The 19,498-nt window shown below is 64.2% G+C and carries 20 protein-coding genes; 14 read left to right on the plus strand and 6 right to left on the minus strand.

The features are described 5' to 3' along the window. The first annotated feature begins 133 nt into the window (after positions 1-133). The 3 genes from ubiK (at position 134) to AC1PLU_RS20850 (ending at position 2,548) form a co-directional block, all read left to right on the plus strand. A complete protein-coding gene (gene ubiK / locus AC1PLU_RS20840) occupies positions 134-412 on the plus strand; it encodes a ubiquinone biosynthesis accessory factor UbiK (RefSeq protein ID WP_481107132.1) in 279 nt (92 codons plus the stop codon). A gap of 16 nt (positions 413-428) precedes the next feature. Next, a complete protein-coding gene (locus AC1PLU_RS20845) occupies positions 429-1,949 on the plus strand; it encodes a YifB family Mg chelatase-like AAA ATPase (RefSeq protein ID WP_481107133.1) in 1,521 nt (506 codons plus the stop codon). Between the two features lie 89 nt (positions 1,950-2,038). Then, positions 2,039-2,548, plus strand: coding sequence for a lipocalin family protein (locus AC1PLU_RS20850; RefSeq protein ID WP_481107134.1), 510 nt, complete (start codon positions 2,039-2,041; stop codon positions 2,546-2,548). A gap of 510 nt (positions 2,549-3,058) precedes the next feature. Here AC1PLU_RS20850 and AC1PLU_RS20855 read toward each other — a convergent pair. Further along, entirely contained in the window at positions 3,059-3,235 is a 177-nt protein-coding gene (locus AC1PLU_RS20855) for a hypothetical protein (protein WP_006449000.1), read from the minus strand. A 384-nt stretch (positions 3,236-3,619) separates the two neighbouring features. Between AC1PLU_RS20855 and AC1PLU_RS20860 the strand changes: the two genes are divergently transcribed. After that, positions 3,620-5,182 (plus strand): EAL domain-containing protein, encoded by a 1,563-nt coding sequence (locus tag AC1PLU_RS20860; protein ID WP_268213050.1) that lies wholly within the window; start codon positions 3,620-3,622, stop codon positions 5,180-5,182. A gap of 251 nt (positions 5,183-5,433) precedes the next feature. Here the strand turns inward: AC1PLU_RS20860 and AC1PLU_RS20865 are convergent, their stop codons facing one another. Further along, positions 5,434-6,558: a fatty acid desaturase family protein gene (locus AC1PLU_RS20865; RefSeq protein WP_268213051.1), complete on the minus strand. Its 1,125-nt coding sequence runs from the start codon at positions 6,556-6,558 to the stop codon at positions 5,434-5,436. 9 nt (positions 6,559-6,567) lie between these two features. Further along, a complete protein-coding gene (locus AC1PLU_RS20870; RefSeq protein ID WP_481107135.1) occupies positions 6,568-7,644 on the minus strand; it encodes a ferredoxin reductase in 1,077 nt (358 codons plus the stop codon). 93 nt (positions 7,645-7,737) lie between these two features. Here AC1PLU_RS20870 and fabR point away from each other — a divergent pair, with 93 nt between their 5' ends. Further along, a complete protein-coding gene (fabR, locus tag AC1PLU_RS20875) occupies positions 7,738-8,385 on the plus strand; it encodes an HTH-type transcriptional repressor FabR (protein ID WP_006449004.1) in 648 nt (215 codons plus the stop codon). Between the two features lie 671 nt (positions 8,386-9,056). Next, positions 9,057-9,878 (plus strand): hypothetical protein, encoded by an 822-nt coding sequence (locus AC1PLU_RS20880; RefSeq protein ID WP_115039477.1) that lies wholly within the window; start codon positions 9,057-9,059, stop codon positions 9,876-9,878. 127 nt (positions 9,879-10,005) lie between these two features. Here the strand turns inward: AC1PLU_RS20880 and AC1PLU_RS20885 are convergent, their stop codons facing one another. Together AC1PLU_RS20885 and AC1PLU_RS20890 are read right to left on the minus strand one after the other, a co-directional pair. Beyond that, positions 10,006-10,872, minus strand: a complete 867-nt coding sequence (locus AC1PLU_RS20885) for an alpha/beta hydrolase family protein (protein WP_023905496.1) — start codon at positions 10,870-10,872, stop codon at positions 10,006-10,008. Beyond that, complete coding sequence (locus tag AC1PLU_RS20890; RefSeq protein ID WP_481107136.1) at positions 10,872-11,957, minus strand: DUF3182 family protein; 1,086 nt, start codon at positions 11,955-11,957, stop codon at positions 10,872-10,874. The genes AC1PLU_RS20885 and AC1PLU_RS20890 overlap by 1 nt, the downstream gene beginning before the upstream one ends. A 651-nt stretch (positions 11,958-12,608) precedes the next feature. Here AC1PLU_RS20890 and AC1PLU_RS20895 point away from each other — a divergent pair. The 8 genes from AC1PLU_RS20895 (at position 12,609) to AC1PLU_RS20930 (ending at position 18,084) form a co-directional block, all read left to right on the plus strand. Then, a complete protein-coding gene (locus tag AC1PLU_RS20895; RefSeq protein ID WP_006450952.1) occupies positions 12,609-12,890 on the plus strand; it encodes a hypothetical protein in 282 nt (93 codons plus the stop codon). Positions 12,891-12,933: 43 nt separating this feature from the next. Beyond that, entirely contained in the window at positions 12,934-13,200 is a 267-nt protein-coding gene (locus tag AC1PLU_RS20900) for a hypothetical protein (protein WP_023905500.1), read from the plus strand. Between the two features lie 99 nt (positions 13,201-13,299). Further along, positions 13,300-13,893, plus strand: a complete 594-nt coding sequence (locus AC1PLU_RS20905; protein WP_006450950.1) for a DUF4142 domain-containing protein — start codon at positions 13,300-13,302, stop codon at positions 13,891-13,893. A 191-nt stretch (positions 13,894-14,084) separates the two neighbouring features. Further along, positions 14,085-14,972 (plus strand): TIGR01777 family oxidoreductase, encoded by an 888-nt coding sequence (locus AC1PLU_RS20910; RefSeq protein WP_481107137.1) that lies wholly within the window; start codon positions 14,085-14,087, stop codon positions 14,970-14,972. Positions 14,973-15,123: 151 nt separating this feature from the next. Continuing rightward, positions 15,124-15,789 carry a response regulator transcription factor gene (locus AC1PLU_RS20915; protein ID WP_006450948.1) on the plus strand — a complete coding sequence of 222 codons (666 nt, stop codon included), beginning with the start codon at positions 15,124-15,126 and terminating at the stop codon, positions 15,787-15,789. Next, positions 15,786-16,967, plus strand: a complete 1,182-nt coding sequence (locus tag AC1PLU_RS20920) for a sensor histidine kinase (protein WP_481107138.1) — start codon at positions 15,786-15,788, stop codon at positions 16,965-16,967. Before AC1PLU_RS20915 ends, AC1PLU_RS20920 begins: the two co-directional genes overlap by 4 nt. Before the next feature lie 100 nt (positions 16,968-17,067). Next, the gene (locus tag AC1PLU_RS20925) at positions 17,068-17,358 is read left to right on the plus strand and encodes a hypothetical protein (RefSeq protein ID WP_481094228.1); all 291 of its coding nucleotides are present in this window, start codon (positions 17,068-17,070) and stop codon (positions 17,356-17,358) included. 63 nt (positions 17,359-17,421) lie between these two features. Further along, positions 17,422-18,084, plus strand: a complete 663-nt coding sequence (locus AC1PLU_RS20930) for a DUF3313 domain-containing protein (protein WP_481107139.1) — start codon at positions 17,422-17,424, stop codon at positions 18,082-18,084. A 345-nt stretch (positions 18,085-18,429) separates the two neighbouring features. Here AC1PLU_RS20930 and AC1PLU_RS20935 read toward each other — a convergent pair whose 3' ends face one another. Further along, complete coding sequence (locus tag AC1PLU_RS20935) at positions 18,430-19,269, minus strand: histidine biosynthesis protein HisIE (protein ID WP_481107140.1); 840 nt, start codon at positions 19,267-19,269, stop codon at positions 18,430-18,432. Positions 19,270-19,498: the final 229 nt, after the last annotated feature.

Consider the following 19,498-nt stretch of genomic DNA (forward strand, 5'->3'; position numbering starts at 1 on the left):
CTCATCTCATACGCATCGCCGTCACCGCGACCGACAACCGAATGGGACTATCCTTACCGCCTGCCGACTGCCTTGCCGATGTCCCGCGTGTTCCGGCCTGCACTAGGCTTCCTACGGACCTGCGGAGAACCCCATGATCGATTTCAATCAGCTCGACGACCTTGCCCGCCGCCTCAGCGACCTGGTGCCGCCGGGCCTGCGCCAATCGCGCGAAGAACTGCAGAGCACCTTCAAGGGCGCACTGCAGGCCGGCCTGGGCAAGCTGGACCTGGTCACCCGCGAAGAGTTCGACGTGCAGCGCGCGGTGCTGCTGCGCACGCGCGAAAAACTCGACGCCCTGGAACAGGCCGTCGCCGCACTGGAAGCACGCACGCCCGGCACGCCGCCCACCGCGCCACCTACCACCCCCTGACCTAAGGCCCTCCACCATGAGTCTGGCGCTGGTGCACAGCCGTGCCCGCGTGGGGGTGCATGCGCCTGAGGTTCGGGTGGAAGTGCATCTCTCCGGCGGTCTTCCCTCCACCCAGATCGTGGGCCTGCCCGAGGCCGCGGTGCGCGAGTCGCGCGAACGCGTGCGTGCCGCGCTGCTATGCGCACAGTTCGAATTCCCCGCGCGGCGCATCACCATCAATCTGGCGCCGGCCGATTTACCCAAGGAAGGCGGCCGTTTCGATCTGCCGATCGCACTCGGCATCCTGGCCGCCAGCGGGCAGATCGACCGGCAGGCCCTGGCCGAGTATGAGTTTCTCGGCGAACTGGCGCTCACTGGCGAATTGCGCGGTTTCGATGGCGTCCTGCCCGCCGCGCTGGCAGCCGCGCAGGCCGGCCGCCGCCTGATCGTGCCGCTGGCCAACGGTGCCGAGGCCGCCATCGCCGGCCACGTCGAAGCCTTTACCGCGCGCACGCTGCTGGAAGTCTGTGCCACGCTCAATGGCACCCAGAAGGCGCCCGCCGCCGAACTGGCGGTGCAGGCGCTCGGCGCGCGCGCCCTGCCCGACATGGCCGACGTGCGCGGCCAACCGCATGCCCGCCGCGCGCTGGAAATTGCCGCAGCCGGCGGTCACCATTTATTGCTGGTCGGTAGCCCTGGCTGCGGCAAGACCTTGCTCGCCTCGCGCCTGCCCGGCCTGCTGCCGGAAGCCAGCGAAGCCGAGGCGCTGGAAACCGCCGCCATTACCTCCATCAGCGGTCGCGGACTGGATCTTGTGCGCTGGCGGCAACGCCCCTATCGGGCTCCGCACCACACCGCCAGCGCGGTCGCCTTGGTTGGCGGCGGCACACATCCACGCCCCGGCGAGATCTCGCTGGCCCACAACGGCGTGTTGTTTCTGGACGAGTTGCCCGAATGGCAACGCCAAACGCTGGAAGTGCTGCGCGAGCCGCTGGAATCGGGCCTGGTCACCATCTCGCGCGCCGCGCGCAGTGTGGATTTCCCGGCCAGGTTCCAACTGGTCGCTGCGATGAATCCCTGTCCGTGCGGGTGGGCCGGCGATAGCAGTGGGCGTTGCCGTTGCAGCAGCGACACCATCGGCCGTTATCGCAGCCGGATCTCCGGGCCGCTGCTGGACCGGATCGATCTGCATGTGGAGGTCCCGCGCCTGCCGCCGCAGGTCCTGCGCAGCGGCAACGTTGGCGAGGACAGCGCGAGCGTGCGCACCCGCGTGGTCGCGGCGCGCGCGCGGCAACTTGCACGTGCCGGCGTGCCCAACGCACAACTGGACCAGGCACAAACCGATCATCACTGCCGCCTGCAAAATGACGATCAGCTGTTGCTGGAACGCGCCATCGAACACCTGCAGCTCTCCGCGCGCTCGATGCATCGCATCCTGCGCGTGGCACGCACCATCGCCGATCTCGACGACAGCGCGGTCATTGCCACGCGCCATCTCACCGAAGCGATCGGCTACCGCAAACTGGATCGCGCGGTGGGCACGGCAAGCGCAGCCTAATGGCTGCGCTCCAGCGGCATCAGCATCCCAACATGCATTTCATGACGATGCACGTACAACATCTGCCATTCCACTACGCAGAGGCCGCCATGAGCCGACTTCCCGAACTCCTCACCGTCCCGTCCCTGGATCTGAATCGTTATCTGGGCACCTGGTACGAGATCGCGCGGCTGCCGATCCGCTTCGAGGATGCCGATTGCACCGATGTGTCGGCGCACTATTCGCTGCAGGACGATGGCACGGTGCGTGTGCAGAACCGCTGCCTGACTGCCGAAGGCGCATTGGAAGAAGCAATCGGTGAGGCGCGCGCCATCGACGACAGCAACGCGCGCCTGGAGGTCACCTTTCTGCCCGAAGGCCTGCGCTGGATTCCCTTCACCAAAGGCGATTACTGGGTGATGCGCATCGATGCGGACTACACCGCCGCGCTGGTCGGTGGCCCCGACCGCAAGTATCTGTGGCTGCTGGCACGGCTGCCGCAGCTGGACGAGAACATCACTCAGGCCTATCTGGCGCATGCGCTCGAGCAGGGCTTCGATCTGGCCCCGCTGATCCACACCCCGCATACTGGGCGGCTGACCGAGCAGCCGCTCTCCTGATCAGGGCTTAGGATTTTCAGTAAAGCAATCTGCAACTGCCCAGAGGGCACTGCACCTTACGACTAGCCAAGTTTCTGCCAGTTGTAGAGCGGGTGATCTTCGGCTTGGCTGCAGGGCCCTTGCCCGCCCACCATCGCGGGACACGCCGCAAGTACGTCCATGTAGGCTCTTACGCGGCATCCATGCCGCGTAAGGTCCCGCGACGGTGGGCGGGCAAGGACCAGTCGAAATGGTCGTGTGCATGGTGCAAGCAAGGCATGTCGCGCGTTGTTTGGATAACTGCGCGTTTGATCAGCTTCGCAACGCAACGCGATCAACAGGCAGACTTTCAACAAAGCAACCGCCAACTTTCTGGTGCGGTGTCCTCGCCGATTGCGGGACCGTGTGGCGGCATGGATGCCGCCACCGAGCCCCCAGGGATGGGTTTACGGCGTGTCCCGCGAGCGGCGAGGGCACCGCGCCCTCGCCTACCCCGCACTCGACCAACTACCTCGGATCTAAAGCACGCCCTCAACCGTTGAGTGTGCTCAGATCCTTGGCCGCAGCCTGCGCACCTTCCAGGCTGTCGAAGGCCACGCCGGTGTCGCCGACCACGTATTTGGTGAGTTCGCCGTCGCGCGTGGTTTCCTGCATCTTGAAGATCGGCACGGCATCGGTGCCGCCGACACGTTCTTTCTGGGTTGTCATGGGTGATTCCTCCTCGGAAAGCGTCTTGCGTGGGACCGGATTATCCCGCTGCTCCCAGACGGGAGGGCAGACCTTTCGACCCTAGCGCGCCATCGCGTGCAGGCGTGTGAACCTATTGACAAGCCCGCTTGCCACTCTGCGGTGCATGCGCATCGGCAGAAAATCACATCCGCTTCGCTCCGAGGACGCGCGCAATGCACGCGCGTGTCGTACATTCGCGACGTGCAGCCTCATCAGTCCATGTCTCCTGTCGTCACCATGCGCGCATCGGGCCTCCGTGTGCGCGGCGCATTCACTGTGCCGGTGGCTCGGCAATGCGCATCTGCCGCGCACTGTCCAGGGTGCACTGCGTGAGCTGGCCGCCATGCAGATGCGGGGGATGAGGTGAAGCGACAACGCATCATCAGTGTGACCGTGTTGCTGGTGGTGCTGTGCGCAACCCTTCCGATCAGCCTGTCCTATTACCTGGCGTGGCGGCTGGCGCTGGATCGCGAGCAGAGCAGGCTCAGCCAGCTGGCCGCGCTGTCGATCCGGCGCACCGAAGCCGCCTTCGACGAAGCGCACGGCGCGCTGGTGAACATGGCTGGCTCGCAGCTGCCGCGCTGTTCTCCTGAGCATCTGGCGCAGATGCGCGCATTGGTGCTGACCAGTCATTACATCGTGGAGCTGGGGCATTTTCAGCAGCGCCGTTTGCGCTGCACCTCATGGGGGCCGTTGCCAGAGGCGATTCCACAGTCCACCCCGGATTTCGTGGTCAAGCGCGGCATTGCGGTGACCACCCGCCTGCGTCCGCTGGCCAATCCGCAGCACCCGCTGATGGCGCTGCAGCTGGACGACTACAACGTGTTGATCAATCCGGCCACCCTCACCGACATCAATATCCCGCCCGGCCTGCAACTGGCGATCGGCACCCCGACCGGGCAGATCCTGAGCAGTACCGATATCGCCGCCGAGCAATTGTTGATCGAGCCGTTGCCCGATACATCCAGCGCAGACGCAACGCAGACGCAGGTCTTGTCCGGCCGCGACCGCCGTGGCGACTGGGCTGCGGTGGTCACCGAACCAGCCGCTTACCTGCGTGGTCCACTGGCGGCGGCACGCTTGCAGACGGTGCCGGTGGGCATCGCATTGGCGCTGCTGCTGGTCAGCCTGGTGATCTGGGTTTCACGGCGGCGGCTGTCGCCCTTGGCACGGCTGGAAAGCGCGGTGCAGCGCGGGGAATTCATCGTGCACTACCAGCCGATCATCGCGCTCGATAGCGGCGCCTGCGTCGGTGCCGAGGCGCTGGTGCGCTGGCAGCAATCCGATGGCGTGCTAATCCCGCCCGACGCCTTCATTCCGCTGGCCGAAGAGAGCGGTCTAATCCTACCGATCACCGACATGGTGGTGGCCGAAGTCATCCGCGAACTCGGCCCGACCCTGGCGGCGATTCCGTCCCTGCATGTGGCCATCAACGTCTCGGCCGGCGACATCAAGAGTGGCCGCGTGCAGACCGTGCTGGCGCAAGCACTGCGCGGCACCGGCGTGGACAGCGGACAGCTGTGGGTGGAGGCCACCGAGCGCAGCCTGATGGATATCGATGCGGCACGCGCCACCATCACCCACCTGCGCGGCGCCGGCCACACGGTGTCGATCGACGACTTCGGCACCGGCTATTCGAGCCTGCAGTACCTGCAAGGGCTGCCGCTGGATGCATTGAAGATCGACAAGTCGTTCGTGGATACCATTGGCACCCACTCGGCCACCAGTGCGGTGACCTCGCACATCATCGACATGGCCAAGACGCTGAAGTTGCGCACCATTGCCGAAGGCGTGGAGCGCCAGGAGCAGCTGGATTATCTGCGCGCCCACGGCGTGGATCTGGCGCAGGGCTGGCTGTTCTCGCGCGCGCTGCCGGCTACTGGTTTCATCGCGTATCACGCGCTGATGCGCGGCGCCGCGCACTGACCGGGGGCGGTGCGCCGCCACACCCTGACCTGAGCCGGCACTACGCGCCGCCGACCCACCGAGCACAGCGCTGGTCAGTGTGCGCAAACGGCAGGCTCGACTCGCAGCGGAGGGGTTCACCGCTGCCACATGTAACGACCGCGCCCGCGCAACGATGCGCAACGTCGTATGGCGACCACTTCGCTGACCCAACAAAAAGGGCCGCCGATGGCGACCCCTTTTTGATCATGTTGATCAAGCGCTTTGCCTGATCAGGCGCTCTGCAAGGCGCCTTCGCGTTGGCGGCGTACCGGCTTGGGCCGGCTCGGGAAGGCATGGCGCACGATCCGCCACATCACCTGACCGAACTGACGCGGCAGCGAGCCGGTGTTGTAGTGCTGGCCGTAACGCGCGCAGATCTGCTTCACTTCCACGGCAATCTGCGCATAGCGATTGGCCGGCAGGTCCGGGTAGAAGTGATGCTCGATCTGGTGGCTCAAATTGCCCGACAGCACGTTCATCAGCTTGCCGCCGGTCAGATTCGACGAGCCACGCAGCTGACGCAGATACCAATGGCCGCGCGACTCGTTGCGGATCGATTCCTTCGGGAACACTTCCGCATCGGCGGTGAAGTGGCCACAGAAGATGATCACGAAGGTCCAGATGCTGCGCAGCACGTTGGCGGCGAGATTGCCCAGCAGCACGGTCAGGAAGAACGGGCCGGCCAACAGCGGGAACACGATGTAATCCTTGAGCATCTGGCGGCCCATCTTGCGGCCCACCGGAAGAAACGAAGCGCGCAGCTCTGCGGCTTTCATCTTGCCGGCAAACCAGCGGCCCAGACGCAGGTCCTGGATCGCCACGCCCCATTCGAACAACAGCGCAAAGAACACCGCCACGAACGGCTGCAGCAGGTAGAACGGGCGCCAGCGCTGCTCGGGAAAGATACGCAGCAGGCCGTAGCCGATGTCGTCGTCCATGCCGCGCACGTTGGTGTAGGTGTGGTGCTTGAAGTTGTGCGTCTTGCGCCAGTTGTCGCCGGTGGCAACGATGTCCCACTCGTAGGTGTTGCCGTTGAGCTGCGGGTCGCCCATCCAGTCGTACTGGCCGTGCATGACGTTATGGCCCAGCTCCATGTTCTCCAGGATCTTGGACAGGGTCAGCAGCACCACGCCTGCAATCCACGCCGGAATCAGCACGCTATGCACGAACGCGCCCAGGAACAGCAGCGCGCGACCAGCCACGCCGGTCCAGCGCACCGCCGCCACGATGCGGCGAATGTAGCGCGCATCGGCGGCGCCGACCTGGGCCTGCACGCGGGCGCGAATGGCATCGAGTTCGTCGCCAAACGACTGCAGTTCGGCAGCGGACAGGGAACGGTTATGGACTCGGCTCATGAAGATTCCTTACAGATCCAGGATCAGGTCAGTGCTCGGGGCACTGATGCACAGGCGGACCTGTGCGGTGGGTTCGTTGCTGCGCTCACCGGTCAACAGGTGGCGCGTGGTGCCGGCTTGGCGCGCGCAGGCGCAGCTGTTGCAGATGCCCATGCGGCAGCCATGCTTTGGCCGCAGGCCTTGCGCTTCCAGCCCTTCCAGCAGCGACTGGCCGCGCGGCAGGGTGAGCGTACGGCCGCTGCGTGACAGCTGCACCTGCACCTGACCGGCCTCGCCATCGTCCAGCGTCGGGACGCTGAAGGCTTCGGCCTGAAACGCGGCTACGCGCCCCTGCAAACGCTCGCGCGCAGCCTGCACAAAACCGCCCGGGCCGCAGACCATGACGTGACGGTTGGAAAGATCGGCGATCTGCTCCAACGGATAGGTATCCACACGCGCAGCCGGCGCTTCGCCTTCGCGGGTGGTCAGCAAACGCACGCGCAGGCGCGGATGCGCCGCCGCCAGCGCTTCGAATTCTTCGACAAAACAGGCTTCGTCGCGCTGGCGCACCCAGTACAGCAGGTCCACATCCATCGGCATGCCCGCCTGCGCGGCGGCCTGCAGCAGCGCGCGCATCGGGGTGATGCCCGAGCCGGCGGCCAGCAGCAATAGCGGCGTGGGCGTGGTCGGCAGCAGCATGTCGCCGAAGGCGGGCTCCAGCGAGACCACCGTGCCGATGGCCGCATCGGTTGCCAGGTAGCGACTCACCAGACCGCCCTCGATCGCCTTGACGGTGATCGCCAGGCGGCCATCGGCCAGCACGGTCGGGCTGTAGCTGCGCAGCAGGCGGCGGCCGTCGATCTCCACGCCCAGGCTCACGTGCTGGCCGGCCTGCAGGCCCTGCCAGTGGCCGTTGGGCTGCAGCACCAGGGTCACCGCATCACGGCTGGCTGCGTTGCGCGCAACCAGGCGGGCCATAGGCCGTTCTAGGGTCCACAAGGGGTTGAGCCGGGTTGCCCAGAAGTCGAACAATTGCGGCGACACCAGCCGGCGCGCCAGGCGCGTCGGCAACGGGGACTTGGACTTGGGGTCAGATGCCAGGTTCATGGATTGCACTATACGCATGCATGCACAGGCGTGTATACAGTTGTATATCGGCCGAAGGGGCTATGATTCATCCCCACGACCGGCCGCAGCCTCATGACCTCCATCGCCCTGCCTTCCCACGACGCGCCGCCGTCACGCAAGCCGGCGATTTCACGCGAGGATCTGATCGCCGCAGCGCTGTCGCTGATCGGCCCGCACCGCAGCCTGTCCACGCTGAGCCTGCGCGAGGTGGCACGCGAAGCCGGCATCGCGCCCAACAGCTTCTATCGCCAGTTCCGCGACATGGACGAGCTCGCCGTGGCCTTGATCGATCTGGCCGGGCGCTCGCTGCGCACCATCATCGGCCAGGCCCGCCAACGCGCCACCTCCACCGACCGCAGCGTCATCCGCGTCTCGGTCGAGGCGTTCATGGAACAGCTGCGCGCCGACGACAAATTGCTGCACGTACTGCTACGCGAAGGTGCAGTGGGCTCGGATGCGTTCAAGCAAGCAGTGGAGCGCGAGCTCAGCTATTTCGAAGACGAGCTGCGCGTGGACCTGATCCGCCTGGCCGCCGCCGACAACGCCAAGCTGCACGCACCGGCGCTAGTGTCCAAGGCGATCACCCGGCTGGTATTTGCGATGGGCGCAGTGGCGATGGATTCGCCGCCGGAAAAAGATCCCGAACTGGTCGAGCAGATCTCGCAGATGCTGCGCATGATCCTGACCGGCGCACGCACGCTGGGTACGCACGGCGGTTGAGTGTGCGTGTGCTGTCGCATCTAAAAACCGACGCTGCGACTCGAAATCTGGGTTGTCTTGGAGTGGTTGGATGGCGCGGATAGATCAATTGTAGAGCGGTTGATCTTTAGCTTTTCTGCAGGGCCCTTGCCGGCCTACCATCGCGGGACACGCCGCAAGTACGTCCGTGTAGGCTCTTACGCGGCATCCATGCCGCGTAAGGTCCCGCGACGGTAGGCCAGCAAGGACCAGTCGAGATGGTCGGTGTGCATTTTTTCAACAAAGCAACATGCAAGTTTCCTGGTGCGGCGTCCTCATCGCTTGCGGGACTCTTTGGCGGCATGGATGGATTCACGGCGTGTCCCGCGAGCGTTGAAGGCACCGCGCCCTCTGCCAACGCGTCTTGGAGATATCCAAGTTGTCGGCTCGAAAACTTGATTGAGGTCGTCTGTAGACGCCATTGCTGTGCATCAAGGGGAAAGTAGAAAACCCGCGCATGCACCTTAATTTCTGCGGGAAAATATTGCAGCGGTATGTCACCAACCTCATCCGCACTGCACTCGTGCACAGTTCAGGCATGTCGCGATGATGCTCACATCTACGCACACGCGTTTCACTCCTGCATGGCCATGGTGGCGCCACGTTGGCGATCTGTATCCACAGACCGCATCCACCAGACAGCCGGAGACGACATGACCAATCACGACAGCAATCTAGACAAGCTGGATAAGCAGGAACGCGCAGCAGAAGCACAGGATTCGAATCGTGACCCGATCTCCGGTGCGCCCGGATCGCATCCGGTTGGCGTGGGCGTTGGTGGCATCGCGGGCGGCGCTGCAGCAGGCGCGTTGGCCGGCACCGTGTTCGGCCCGCTGGGGACCTTGATCGGTGCGGCAGTCGGTGTTGTGGCTGGTGCTGCTGCCGGCAAGGGCGTGGCGGAACGCCTGGACCCGACCGTCGAGTCCGAATACTGGCGCCAGGAACATCAGAACCGTCCTTACTACAAGGAAGGTACCGATTACGATCGCGATTACGCAACGGTTTACGGGTTCGGTCTGCAGGCACGCGAAACGCGTCCGACCAGCACCTGGGAAGAAACCGAAGCGACCCTGGCCGGCGAGTGGCCGCGTAATCGCGGCGAATCGCGCCTGGAGTGGGACGACGCACGTCTGGCTGCACGCGATGCCTGGGAGCGCGCCGATCGCACGCACAGCGTGTATCGCGATGGCGACACGCATTACGAAGGTCGCTTCGACAGCGCAGGTTATCGCGATGCCGACTATTCGTACGACGATTATCGCCCGGCATATCGCTACGGCATGCAGGCACGCCAGCAGCACGCCGGCCGCCAGTGGGACGACCATCTGGAACGCGACCTGGGCGATGGCTGGGATCGCTTCAAGTCCAATTCGCGTCTGAGCTGGGAAAAGGCCAAGCATGCCGTGCGCGAGGCATTCGACTCCGAGCATCACGACGAAGCCGCACGTCGTAACCCGACCGATCCACGCGTGTAGTCATCTCGATCCAGCGCTTCACTGCAATGAAAGCGCGAGCGTAATAAAAAAGAACGGGCCCAGTGGCCCGTTCTTTTGCCGCGCGCTCGTGATGATCGAGCATGGCGTGATCAGCCACTGCTCCAGATCAACCGGAGGTCTTTTCCACTGCCCGGATATCGCCGAGAAACTCACGCGCGCCCTGCCCCGAAGACGACACCGCGTCGCCCTGCTCCTTGAGCAATTGCTTGCGGGCGGCCACCACTTCCTTGGCCAGCGCGATCCGACGCCCGACAACCTTTTCGGTCAACCAATCGATCAATGCGCGCGTGTAATGCTGTTGATGCTCCTTGACGCTCAAGGCATGGTCGGCGCCGGCAATCACACGCGTGCTCAGCGAGCGCGCATTGACGAAGGCATCGGCGTAATTGCGCAACACCGGGTGCGGCACGATGACATCGTTCTCTGCTTCCACCAGCAGCACATCGCCCTTGTACTGCGCGCAGGCGGCCAGGGCGATGTTGTCATCGGGCGTCAGCGTGCGCTGGCGGTAGTCCATCAACTCCGGATCGGCATTGAGGCTGACCTTGGGGTGGTCCCAGTGTTCGTCCTTGTAGAGTGCAGGCGAGCGCAATGCCAGCCATTCCACCGGGCGCTCGCGCGTCAGCAGGGCAGACAGATAACCGCCGTAGCTCAGCCCAACCACGGCGATCGATTGCGCATCCACATACGGCAGATGCGCGAGCTGATCGTAGGCGGCCTTGATGTCGTCCAGGTTCTGCGCACGGGTCACGGTCTGGCGCATCGATGCGTAGCCTTCGTGACCACGCAGGTCGAAGGTCATGCAGATGCAGCCCAGGCCCACCGCCTCGCGTGCGCGCAGCAGATTGTGGTGCTGGCTGCCACCCCAGCCGTGCACGAACAACACCGCCGGCATGCCAGACGGCGTGAGCAAGGTGCCGCTGAGTGCGTCCTGGTCGACGGGAATTTGGATGCTGGAAAGTTTGGCTTCCATTAGGTGCTGGATACCCTCCTGTATTTGTAGCGTGGACCTGGCCCGGCATGCTCGGCGCGGTAGTAGATCTGCGCATCGGCCGGCGGTTCGCCCTGATAGATCTCATGCGTGGATGCTGTCACCCATTGCAGTGCTGGCTCTTGCTGAAAGCGGGCGATTGCAGCGAGCTCGGCCGGGGTGGCGCCACCGACCCGCCAGGATTGCTCCAGCACGCCGCAGATCAGCCCAGCCTGTGCATCTTCACCGCTGACCACATCGTAATTGCGGCGCGAGATGTGCAACTCAGGATAGGCGGCGGTGATGAATCGATCGTATCTGCAGGCCTGTTCGACCACGTGTTTCTGCAATGCCGACAGCGCGGTGGCGGCCAGCGCTTCGAGCGATCCGCGATACACCTGCAGCGACGAGCCGCCATAGACCTCTTCATCTTGCGCGTTGCGCACGTTGCATTGCGTGCCGAAATAGGCGATCTGAATTCCGGCAACACACAACTCGCCAACGCTATGCGTGACTGCATGCAGGACGTTGCGCTCCAGCACGGCACCGTGCGTCGCAAGATAGCAATCAGGCAGGCTGTCCAGTGCATCTGCCAGCTGCGCGGCACTGGCGATGCGCCATTGACCATTGCCACCGACGCCGGTCGGCAACTTGAGTCGCACCCCTCCGCCTGCCAGCAATGCATCCAGCGCCTGCTCGGCATCGGCACGCGAAAACACCGTGTAGCCTGGTAGCGTGGCCGGGATCAGCGCTGTGGCTAGCGCCTGATTCCAACCAGGGATGCTGGCCGCATCGTCGGCGATCAGCGGATGACCAATCACCTTGGTCGCCAGAAACGCGTGCGGCACGATGCCGCCCAGCAGATCGCCGTTGTCGTCGATTCCCAGGCCATGCGCCTGCTCGGTGGTCAGGGTCTCGTCTGGCACATGGAAGACTGCGGCATCATCAACGGCCGCTGTTGCATCATGCGCGCCCAGCAAGCGTTCAATTTCGCTGCACACCCACGCATGCGTGATCCGCTCATGGCCGTGTTCGGGCACCAGACGCGTGACATGTCCCAGCACCTGCCGATACTGCTTGTGTGCCATGACGTTCCCCTCGCGGCGCTCGGCCGCTTGATCGTTCTGGCTCTAATCGCGCACCTGAAACCTGCAATGCGTTACCGCACGCGGGTTGCGTTAGCGTTTCACTTCAGTACCAGGTAGACCCCAAGCACAATCACAAGCACCACGACTAGGCTGATGGCGACGCGCCCGCCACGCAACTCCAACAATGCATGCCACCACACGCGTGCTTCCGATGTGCCGCTGGCGTGCTGCGGCTTGCTGCGACTACTTTCGCTGTCCTGCATCCTGGGTGCTCTCTCCATTACGTCGCTGCAGAGCTTACGGATCAGACGTTACACAGGTGTAGAGCGGTTCAGAATCTTCCGTAAAACACGGCTGTTTCTAGCGCAATTTGTCGCATTCATCTTTGCGCTGCGCTCGTTTGCGCGGCGCATCGATCCGCTCAAAGTGATACAGGCCGGTGCACGAGCCGCATGTGGTCAGTGCCGGTCGACGCTGGAATTCGCATGTAGGCCGCAGTGCATATGCAGCGTGTAGAGATCCATGAACACGCTGACCAATTAAGGCAATACGGCCGCACGAAGAGCCAATGGTCGCGTTCGATGATCATTCGTTGACATACCCGCAGTTACCCTGCACGTCAAGTTTGTTTAACCCGGACCACCCGAAGTCATGAGCAGAGACCCCTCCGTTATCGATGTACAAGCCGAAATCGCGCATTGGCAGGCGCGGCATGCCCAGGGCAACCTTGGTGCAGGCAAGTTCAGCGAGTTGTCACCGGTGGTGAAAATGGCCTGCGATATCTATTTGCAGGCACCGCGTTCAAGTGATCAGGAGCGTCTGCGATTGTTTCGCGACCGCCTGGAACATCACTTCATTTCATCCAACACCCAGTCCAATTACGAACAATTGGCCACCGATTGCTGGCAGCGTCTGGGCATGCGCAATAGTTGAGTACGTCAGTGTCAGCAGGACCCGTTATTCATTGGAGAACGTCATGAAAACCCCGTATCAAGTGCAGCAGGAGCTGGAACGATTGGAGCGGTTGGTACCGCACATCGTCAGCGACCAGGGCGACCGCGCGGAGGACATCCTTGGCTTTCATGTGGCCAGTCTGTTGGGCAGTGCGCCGGCCAGCGAACACGCGGTGATTCGCGAACGCACCGCACGCATGACGCGTATCTGTCGCAGCGCGCAGGACGCAGTGCATGCACCGGCCAGGCCGATGGGCCTCGGGTCAGTAGCCCAGACCCAGTGGGCGTGAGTGCATAACTCCCCCCGCGCATTATCGGAGCCGCACAGCGGCTCCTTTGCATTTTGCCGTCGGCACCTGCCGGCGGTTTCTTCAACGCTCAGGACGTCCATGAAATCCCTTCTTGTTGCTACCTCGTTGTTCGCCATGCTGACGCTTACCGCATGTGATCGCCCCGGCGGCGATGCCTCGCGCACCGCACCGGCGGTGTCGCCGGAACCCACTGCCGCACCGGTCAGCGGCACCGGCGCAGCCGAATTGGCCAAGGGCGATGGCGCAGTGCTGGGCGTGCTGGCGGCGCTGGATGAAAACGAAATCGCGCTGGCCAAGCAGGCCATCGCGCAGGACATGGGCGGCGCCACCGACGCATTCGCCAAGCAGATGCTGCACGACCACGAAGCCAATCTCGAAAAGTGCAAGGCCTTGGGTGCCACCGGCAGCGCGCGCGCCGATGCGATGCGCGCCAAGGGCAAGGCTTCCGCTGATGCGCTGTCGCAGACCTTGACCCTTCCCGACGGCAAGGATGCATATCGCAACGGCTTCATGCGCACCATGGTCATCGACCATGGCGACACCATCAAGATCATCGACTCCGAACTGCTGCCCGCCGCCGAAAGCGCTGCGGTCAAGCAGCATCTGGAAGAAAGCCGCCGCGTCGTGTCGGCGCACTTCGAGCGCGCCCACGCGGTGTCTTCGTCGAAGTAAGCGCCCGGCTGGTTTAGCGATCGCGCAACGCGCCGGCTGGTCCGGCGCGTTTGCGTTTGGGCTGCGCGCAGCGATCACCTCGGTGCAACACGCCGTGATCCGATCGCAGCACCGGCAAGGCATCGACTTCACTCCGCTGCCGTCCACCCTGGCCTATCGTGCCGCATCGCCTTGGCCCAGGAATCTCCACCATGCAGTTGCTCATCACCGGCGGCACCGGCTTTATCGGCCAGGCACTGTGCACGGCATTGCTGCGCGCCGGGCATCAGGTCAGCGTACTGACGCGCGATCCCCGCCGCGCCAACCGCACCCTGCCCGGCATCACTGCCGTGGAGACGCTGGACGGCGTGCAAGCCGATGCCGTCATCAACCTGGCCGGCGAGCCGCTGGCGGCCGGCCGCTGGACCGAGGCACGCAAGCAGCAATTTCGCGCATCGCGGCTGGGCATCACCCGGCAACTGCAGGCCTGGATCGCGCAGCAACCGGCCGAGCAGCGCCCGTCCGTGCTGATCTCCGGCTCGGCGGTGGGCTATTACGGCGAACGTGGCGACACCGCGCTGACCGAAGCCGACAGCGCCGGCGACGATTTTTCCGCCGTGTTGTGTCGCGACTGGGAGGCCGAAGCGGCCAAGATCGCCGCGCTGGGCCCGCGCGTGAGCTGGGTGCGCACCGGCATCGTGCTCGACCGCGATGGCGGCGCGCTGGCGCGCATGCTGCCGGCGTTCCGCTTTGGCGGCGGCGGCCCGTTCGGCGATGGCCGCCACTGGATGAGCTGGATCCACCGCGCCGACATGATCGCGCTGCTGCTGTGGCTGCTCGAGCACGGCGAAGCCGGCGCCTACAACGCCACCGCACCGACCCCGGTCACCAACGCCGAGTTCGCGCGCACGCTGGCCCGGGTACTGCACCGCCCGGCGCTGCTGGCGCTGCCCGCCGGCCTGCTGCGGCTGGGCTTCGGCGAAATGGCCGAGCTGCTGCTGATCAGCCAGCGGGTGCTGCCACAGCGTGCGCTCGCAGCCGGCTTCCGCTTCCAGTACCCAGGCCTGGAAGCGGCGTTGCGCGCCATCCTGCAGCGCTGAGCTGCGCCACCGGCCCGGTGACTTCGGCCACCGGGACAACGCCGCTGGCCGCGCTGGAATGCGCGCCTGGGCCATGCACTAATATTTGCCTAATGGCGACCTCCGACAGTGGCGCGCATCTCGGACTGGCCCCGTGCCCGGCGGAACCTCTATGCACCTGCTCCTCGTCGAAGACGACACCATGCTGGCCAACGCGATCTGCGCCGGCGTGCGCCAGCAGTCCTGGACCATCGACCATGTCGGTAGTGCCAACGCCGCCAAGACCGTGCTGGTGGACCATCGCTACACGGCAGTGCTGCTGGATATCGGCTTGCCCGGCGAGTCCGGGCTGACCGTGATCCGCTTCATGCGCGGCCAGTACGACGCCACCCCGGTGATCGCTCTGACGGCGCGCGGCCAGCTCACCGACCGCATCCGCGGCCTGGATGCCGGTGCCGACGATTACCTGGTGAAACCCTTCCAGTTCGATGAGCTGATGGCGCGGCTGCGCGCAATCACCCGGCGCAGCCAGGGCCGCGTGGTGCCGCTGCTCACTCAGGGCGATGTCTGCGTGGACCCGAGCAGCCGCAAGGTCACCAGGGACGGCAAGTGGGTCGCACTGAGCGCGCACGAATACCGCCTGCTGCTCGCGTTGATGGAACGCGCCGGGCGCGTGGTCACCAAGGATCAGCTGGAAGAAGGCGTCTACGGCGGCCCGTCCGAAGGCGGCAGCAACATGATCGCGGTGTATGTGCACCAGTTGCGCCGCAAGCTGGGCGACGAACTCATCTCCACCATTTATGGCCAGGGCTACATGGTCGGCAAGGCGCCCGAATGAAATCGCTGCAGGCGCGCATGCTGGCGGCGCTGGCCGCAATCGTGTTGCTGAGCTGGTCCACCTCGCTGTGGATCCTGGTCGCACTGGTCACCCAGGGCCATCACAGCGTGTTCGAGCAGGAGCTCAACACGTTTGGCGATCAATTGATCGCCGTGTTGCCGGACACGCTGGAGCATCGCTTCGATACCCCAGACCCTCCGGATGTGGCAGACATCCAGACCCCGATGGGCAACGCGTCCTCGCGCATCAGCCTGAAGCAGACGCTCACTGCCATCGTGTTGAATACCTCACAGCTAGCGATCCTGGGCCTGTTGATGTGGTGGGCGGTGCGCACCTCGCTCGGGCCGCTGCGCGCCGTTTCGCTCGCCATTGCGCAACGCACCGGGCTGGATACCGAACCGGTGCCGCTGGACCAGGTGCCGGATGAAATCCGTCCGCTGATCGGCTCCTTCAACACCTTGCTGGCGCGGGTGGAAAAAACCGTGCAGGCCGAACGCGATTTCGTTGCCGATGCCGCACACGAATTGCGCACCCCGCTGTCGGCGCTGCATGCCTATGCCGAAGTCGCGCTGCGTGCGCCCACGCTGGAAGCCAAGGACGCGGCGCTGCAACAGCTGCTGGAAACCGCGCGCCGCAGCAACCGTCTGGCCGAGCAATTACTGGACCTGGCGCGGCTGGATGCAGGCATCACATCGGCGGCGTATCAGCAGGTCGATATGGGCGACTTGATCACCCATGTGCTGGACGAATTCAGCGTGCAGGCCGATGCGCGCCACATCACCCTGCAGCTGGAAGCCGCACCGTGCACCCTGCGTTGCGATGTGGACGCAGTGGGGATCCTGATCCGCAATCTGGTCGACAACGCCATCCGCTACGGCCGCACCCATGGCACGGTTGAAGTGAGTTGCGGCTATTGCCTGCGCGCCGATGTGCTGCACCCGTTCGTGCAGGTCAGCGATGACGGCCCCGGCGTGCCGGAGAGCGCACGCGCGTCCATCTTCGAACGCTTTTACCGGGTTGCCGACAGCGAGGTGCAAGGCAGCGGTATCGGGCTGTCGTTGGTGGCCGGCATCGCACGGCTGCACGAAGCCACCATCGAAACCTGCGAAGGCAACGAGGGGCGTGGCCTGTGCGTGCGCGTGGTGTTTGCCAGCGACAGTGCGCGCATTAGCGGCTGACTGCAGTCCGCGCACCGCAATGGCGCGCCGACGATACCAATAAGTTTCCAAAACCGCTTGCCTAGAGTGCACTCACCGCACGCGTCCAGGATGCATGGTGATGTTCCACTCGATCCGTTCCACCCATCTCGCTCCGGCCACCGTCTCGCTGCTGGCACCGCACATCGCCGCCAACGACAGCGTCACGACCGCTGTCAATGCTGCGACGCCTGCGCCGGAATTCCGCTGCGGCCGCACCGGCACGCGCAATCGCGACATCTGGAGCGCGTTGCCGGATATCCGCAGCGCGCGCGATGCACGCCGACTGCAGCACTGGGCAAAAAGCAGTGTGTTGTTCGTTGCCGCAGCGGTGGTCTTTGCGCTGGCCTTGGCCAGTTTCTTGATGCATTGAGCGCTGGCCATCGGCTGTGTGCTGTTGCAACGCCATTTCCTCTTCTTCTTCAGGTACTTTTTCATGTCGCACTCTTTTTCTGTCCGTTGCTGCGCGCTCGTGATGGTTAGCGTGACGCTGATCGGCTGCGCCAGCACGCGTCCGATGCCGTATAGCCAACTGCCGTCTGCCAGTTATCTGCGCCCGCACGACGGCAGCCGCGGCGACCGCATGCCGTATTCCTACAAGAGCGAAGTGGACTGGACCCGCTACCGTGCCGCGCTGATCGAGCCGGTGAGCATCTATCGCGGCCCGGACGCGCAATTCGAAGACGTGCCCGAGCAGGACAAACGCATGTTGGCCGACTACATGCAGCAGGAGTTCGGCAATGCGATCGGGCAGCGCTGGCAGCGCGCGACCACGGCAGAGAGCGACAGCTTACGTGTGCGCATCACATTGACCGGTGCCAAGCCCAGCAAGCGCGTACTCGGCACCTTAATGAAGGTGGATATCGGCGGCGGTTCCTACAACGCAGTGCAGGCCGCGCGCGGCAAGGAGGGCGCGTTCTCCGGCTCGGTCAGCTACGCGGTGGAAATCTTCGATGCACAGAGCAATCGCCTACTCGCTGCCTATGTCGAAAAGCAGTATCCGAGCGCGATGAACATCAAGGCCAGCCTGGGTGCATACGACGCGGCAAAAGCCGGCATTCGCAAGGGTGCCGAGCAGTTGGTGAAGGGCATGGAGTAGCTTGGAGTTGCGAACTGAGAATTGAGAGTTGGAAAGCGGTGGCGTTCAGTTCCCTTCTCCCATCGGGAGAAGGTGGCGCGTAGCGCCGGATGAGGGTACGTGCGAAGCCTCGTGCAGTTGGAACGACACGAGGGCTTCGCCCCGTACCCTCACCCCAACCCCTCTCCCGAAGGGAGAGGGGCTTGATGTCCCGCGCTTGGCGAGGGGTGCTAGCCAACTGCCCGATATCGCCTCATTAGCGATCAACCCATGCAAAAGGCCGACGCTGTACAAACGGCGCCGGCCTCTATCAGTTTGCAACACCCACCCGTTGTCAGCGTGCAGCGCCCTCTCGGCGCTGCTGCATCAGCGCGTCACGCGCTTGGCCACTTTCTTGCCGACGGCCTTGCGGGCGGCGGTGGTCTTGGCCACTGCGCGCGTTGCCGGGGTCTTGGTCACCTTGGCGGCCTTCTTCAAGGCGGTTTTGGTCACCGCCTTCTTGATCGGCGCCTTCTTCACGGCTGCCTGTTTGGTCGCGGTCTGCTTGGCCACTGGCGCTTTCTTGGCCGTGGTCTTGGCAACCGGCTTCTTGACCGCAGCCGACTTGGCCGCAGCCTTCTTCGCCGCCGAGCGCGCGCCGACCTTGGCCACCGCGCTCTTGCGCGCCGCGCTCTTGGCAGCGGTCTTGGCAGTCAATGCAGCCGCTTCGGCCTTGGCGTTGGCCTTGGCGGTTTCCAGCTTCTGCCTGGCGCTGGCCTTGGTGCTGGCCAGTTTCTGCTTGGCCGCAGCGGTACTGCTGGTCAGCTTCTGCTTGGCCGCATCCTTGGTCGCGGTCAACTTCTGCTTTGCTGCGTCTTTGGTCGTGCTCAGCTTCTGCTTGGCCGCGTCTTTGGTGGCCGTCAGCTTGTCCTTGGCAGCCTCTTTGGTCGACACCAGCGAGCGCTGGGTCTTGGCCACGCTGCGCTTGACGGCAGTGGCCGCTTGATTGGCTTTTTTGACCACGCGTTTTTCGACCTTGACCGCGGCCTTGCGTGCCTTGGCCACGCGCGTCTTGACCTCTTCCACCGCCGTGCCGGCTGCGTCCTGCACGCTGGCGACCGCCTCGCTGGTAGTGCTGGCGATGGTTTCGGTCAGTTCGGTGGCCGTGCTTTTTACGTTGTCGACGGCGTCGGACAGGGTTGCCGTCACACCATTGCCGTTGCTCATAGACCCTCCTTAAGGGCGTCATTTCTGAAAAACGCAGGCGATGCACGACGGCATGCGTATGCTGAACAGGCATCGGATCAAGCGGACGCTACGCCGGGCTCAAGCGGCTGTCAACGCAAGGCCTGCAAGGGGTGCGTGGCGCTTTCACCAGGAGTTAAATTGCGCACTGGCACTCTCGTTCAGCTTGATTTACGCAGTCAGACGCCCTATTCCTCTTCCACCGCGTAAC

The sequence above is a fragment of the Xanthomonas sp. NCPPB 2933 genome, from assembly GCF_056725225.1.

Coding starts and splice junctions, on each gene's coding strand:
- AC1PLU_RS20870 (WP_481107135.1), bottom strand. CDS start 7,644: ATGAACCTGGCATCTGACCCCAAGTCCAAGTCCCCGTTGCCGACGCGC.
- AC1PLU_RS20930 (WP_481107139.1), top strand. CDS start 17,422: ATGTCGCACTCTTTTTCTGTCCGTTGCTGCGCGCTCGTGATGGTTAGC.
- fabR (WP_006449004.1), top strand. CDS start 7,738: ATGACCTCCATCGCCCTGCCTTCCCACGACGCGCCGCCGTCACGCAAG.
- AC1PLU_RS20910 (WP_481107137.1), top strand. CDS start 14,085: ATGCAGTTGCTCATCACCGGCGGCACCGGCTTTATCGGCCAGGCACTG.
- ubiK (WP_481107132.1), top strand. CDS start 134: ATGATCGATTTCAATCAGCTCGACGACCTTGCCCGCCGCCTCAGCGAC.
- AC1PLU_RS20900 (WP_023905500.1), top strand. CDS start 12,934: ATGAAAACCCCGTATCAAGTGCAGCAGGAGCTGGAACGATTGGAGCGG.
- AC1PLU_RS20915 (WP_006450948.1), top strand. CDS start 15,124: ATGCACCTGCTCCTCGTCGAAGACGACACCATGCTGGCCAACGCGATC.
- AC1PLU_RS20890 (WP_481107136.1), bottom strand. CDS start 11,957: ATGGCACACAAGCAGTATCGGCAGGTGCTGGGACATGTCACGCGTCTG.
- AC1PLU_RS20885 (WP_023905496.1), bottom strand. CDS start 10,872: ATGGAAGCCAAACTTTCCAGCATCCAAATTCCCGTCGACCAGGACGCA.
- AC1PLU_RS20935 (WP_481107140.1), bottom strand. CDS start 19,269: ATGAGCAACGGCAATGGTGTGACGGCAACCCTGTCCGACGCCGTCGAC.
- AC1PLU_RS20880 (WP_115039477.1), top strand. CDS start 9,057: ATGACCAATCACGACAGCAATCTAGACAAGCTGGATAAGCAGGAACGC.
- AC1PLU_RS20920 (WP_481107138.1), top strand. CDS start 15,786: ATGAAATCGCTGCAGGCGCGCATGCTGGCGGCGCTGGCCGCAATCGTG.
- AC1PLU_RS20855 (WP_006449000.1), bottom strand. CDS start 3,235: ATGACAACCCAGAAAGAACGTGTCGGCGGCACCGATGCCGTGCCGATC.
- AC1PLU_RS20925 (WP_481094228.1), top strand. CDS start 17,068: ATGTTCCACTCGATCCGTTCCACCCATCTCGCTCCGGCCACCGTCTCG.
- AC1PLU_RS20850 (WP_481107134.1), top strand. CDS start 2,039: ATGAGCCGACTTCCCGAACTCCTCACCGTCCCGTCCCTGGATCTGAAT.
- AC1PLU_RS20845 (WP_481107133.1), top strand. CDS start 429: ATGAGTCTGGCGCTGGTGCACAGCCGTGCCCGCGTGGGGGTGCATGCG.
- AC1PLU_RS20865 (WP_268213051.1), bottom strand. CDS start 6,558: ATGAGCCGAGTCCATAACCGTTCCCTGTCCGCTGCCGAACTGCAGTCG.
- AC1PLU_RS20905 (WP_006450950.1), top strand. CDS start 13,300: ATGAAATCCCTTCTTGTTGCTACCTCGTTGTTCGCCATGCTGACGCTT.
- AC1PLU_RS20895 (WP_006450952.1), top strand. CDS start 12,609: ATGAGCAGAGACCCCTCCGTTATCGATGTACAAGCCGAAATCGCGCAT.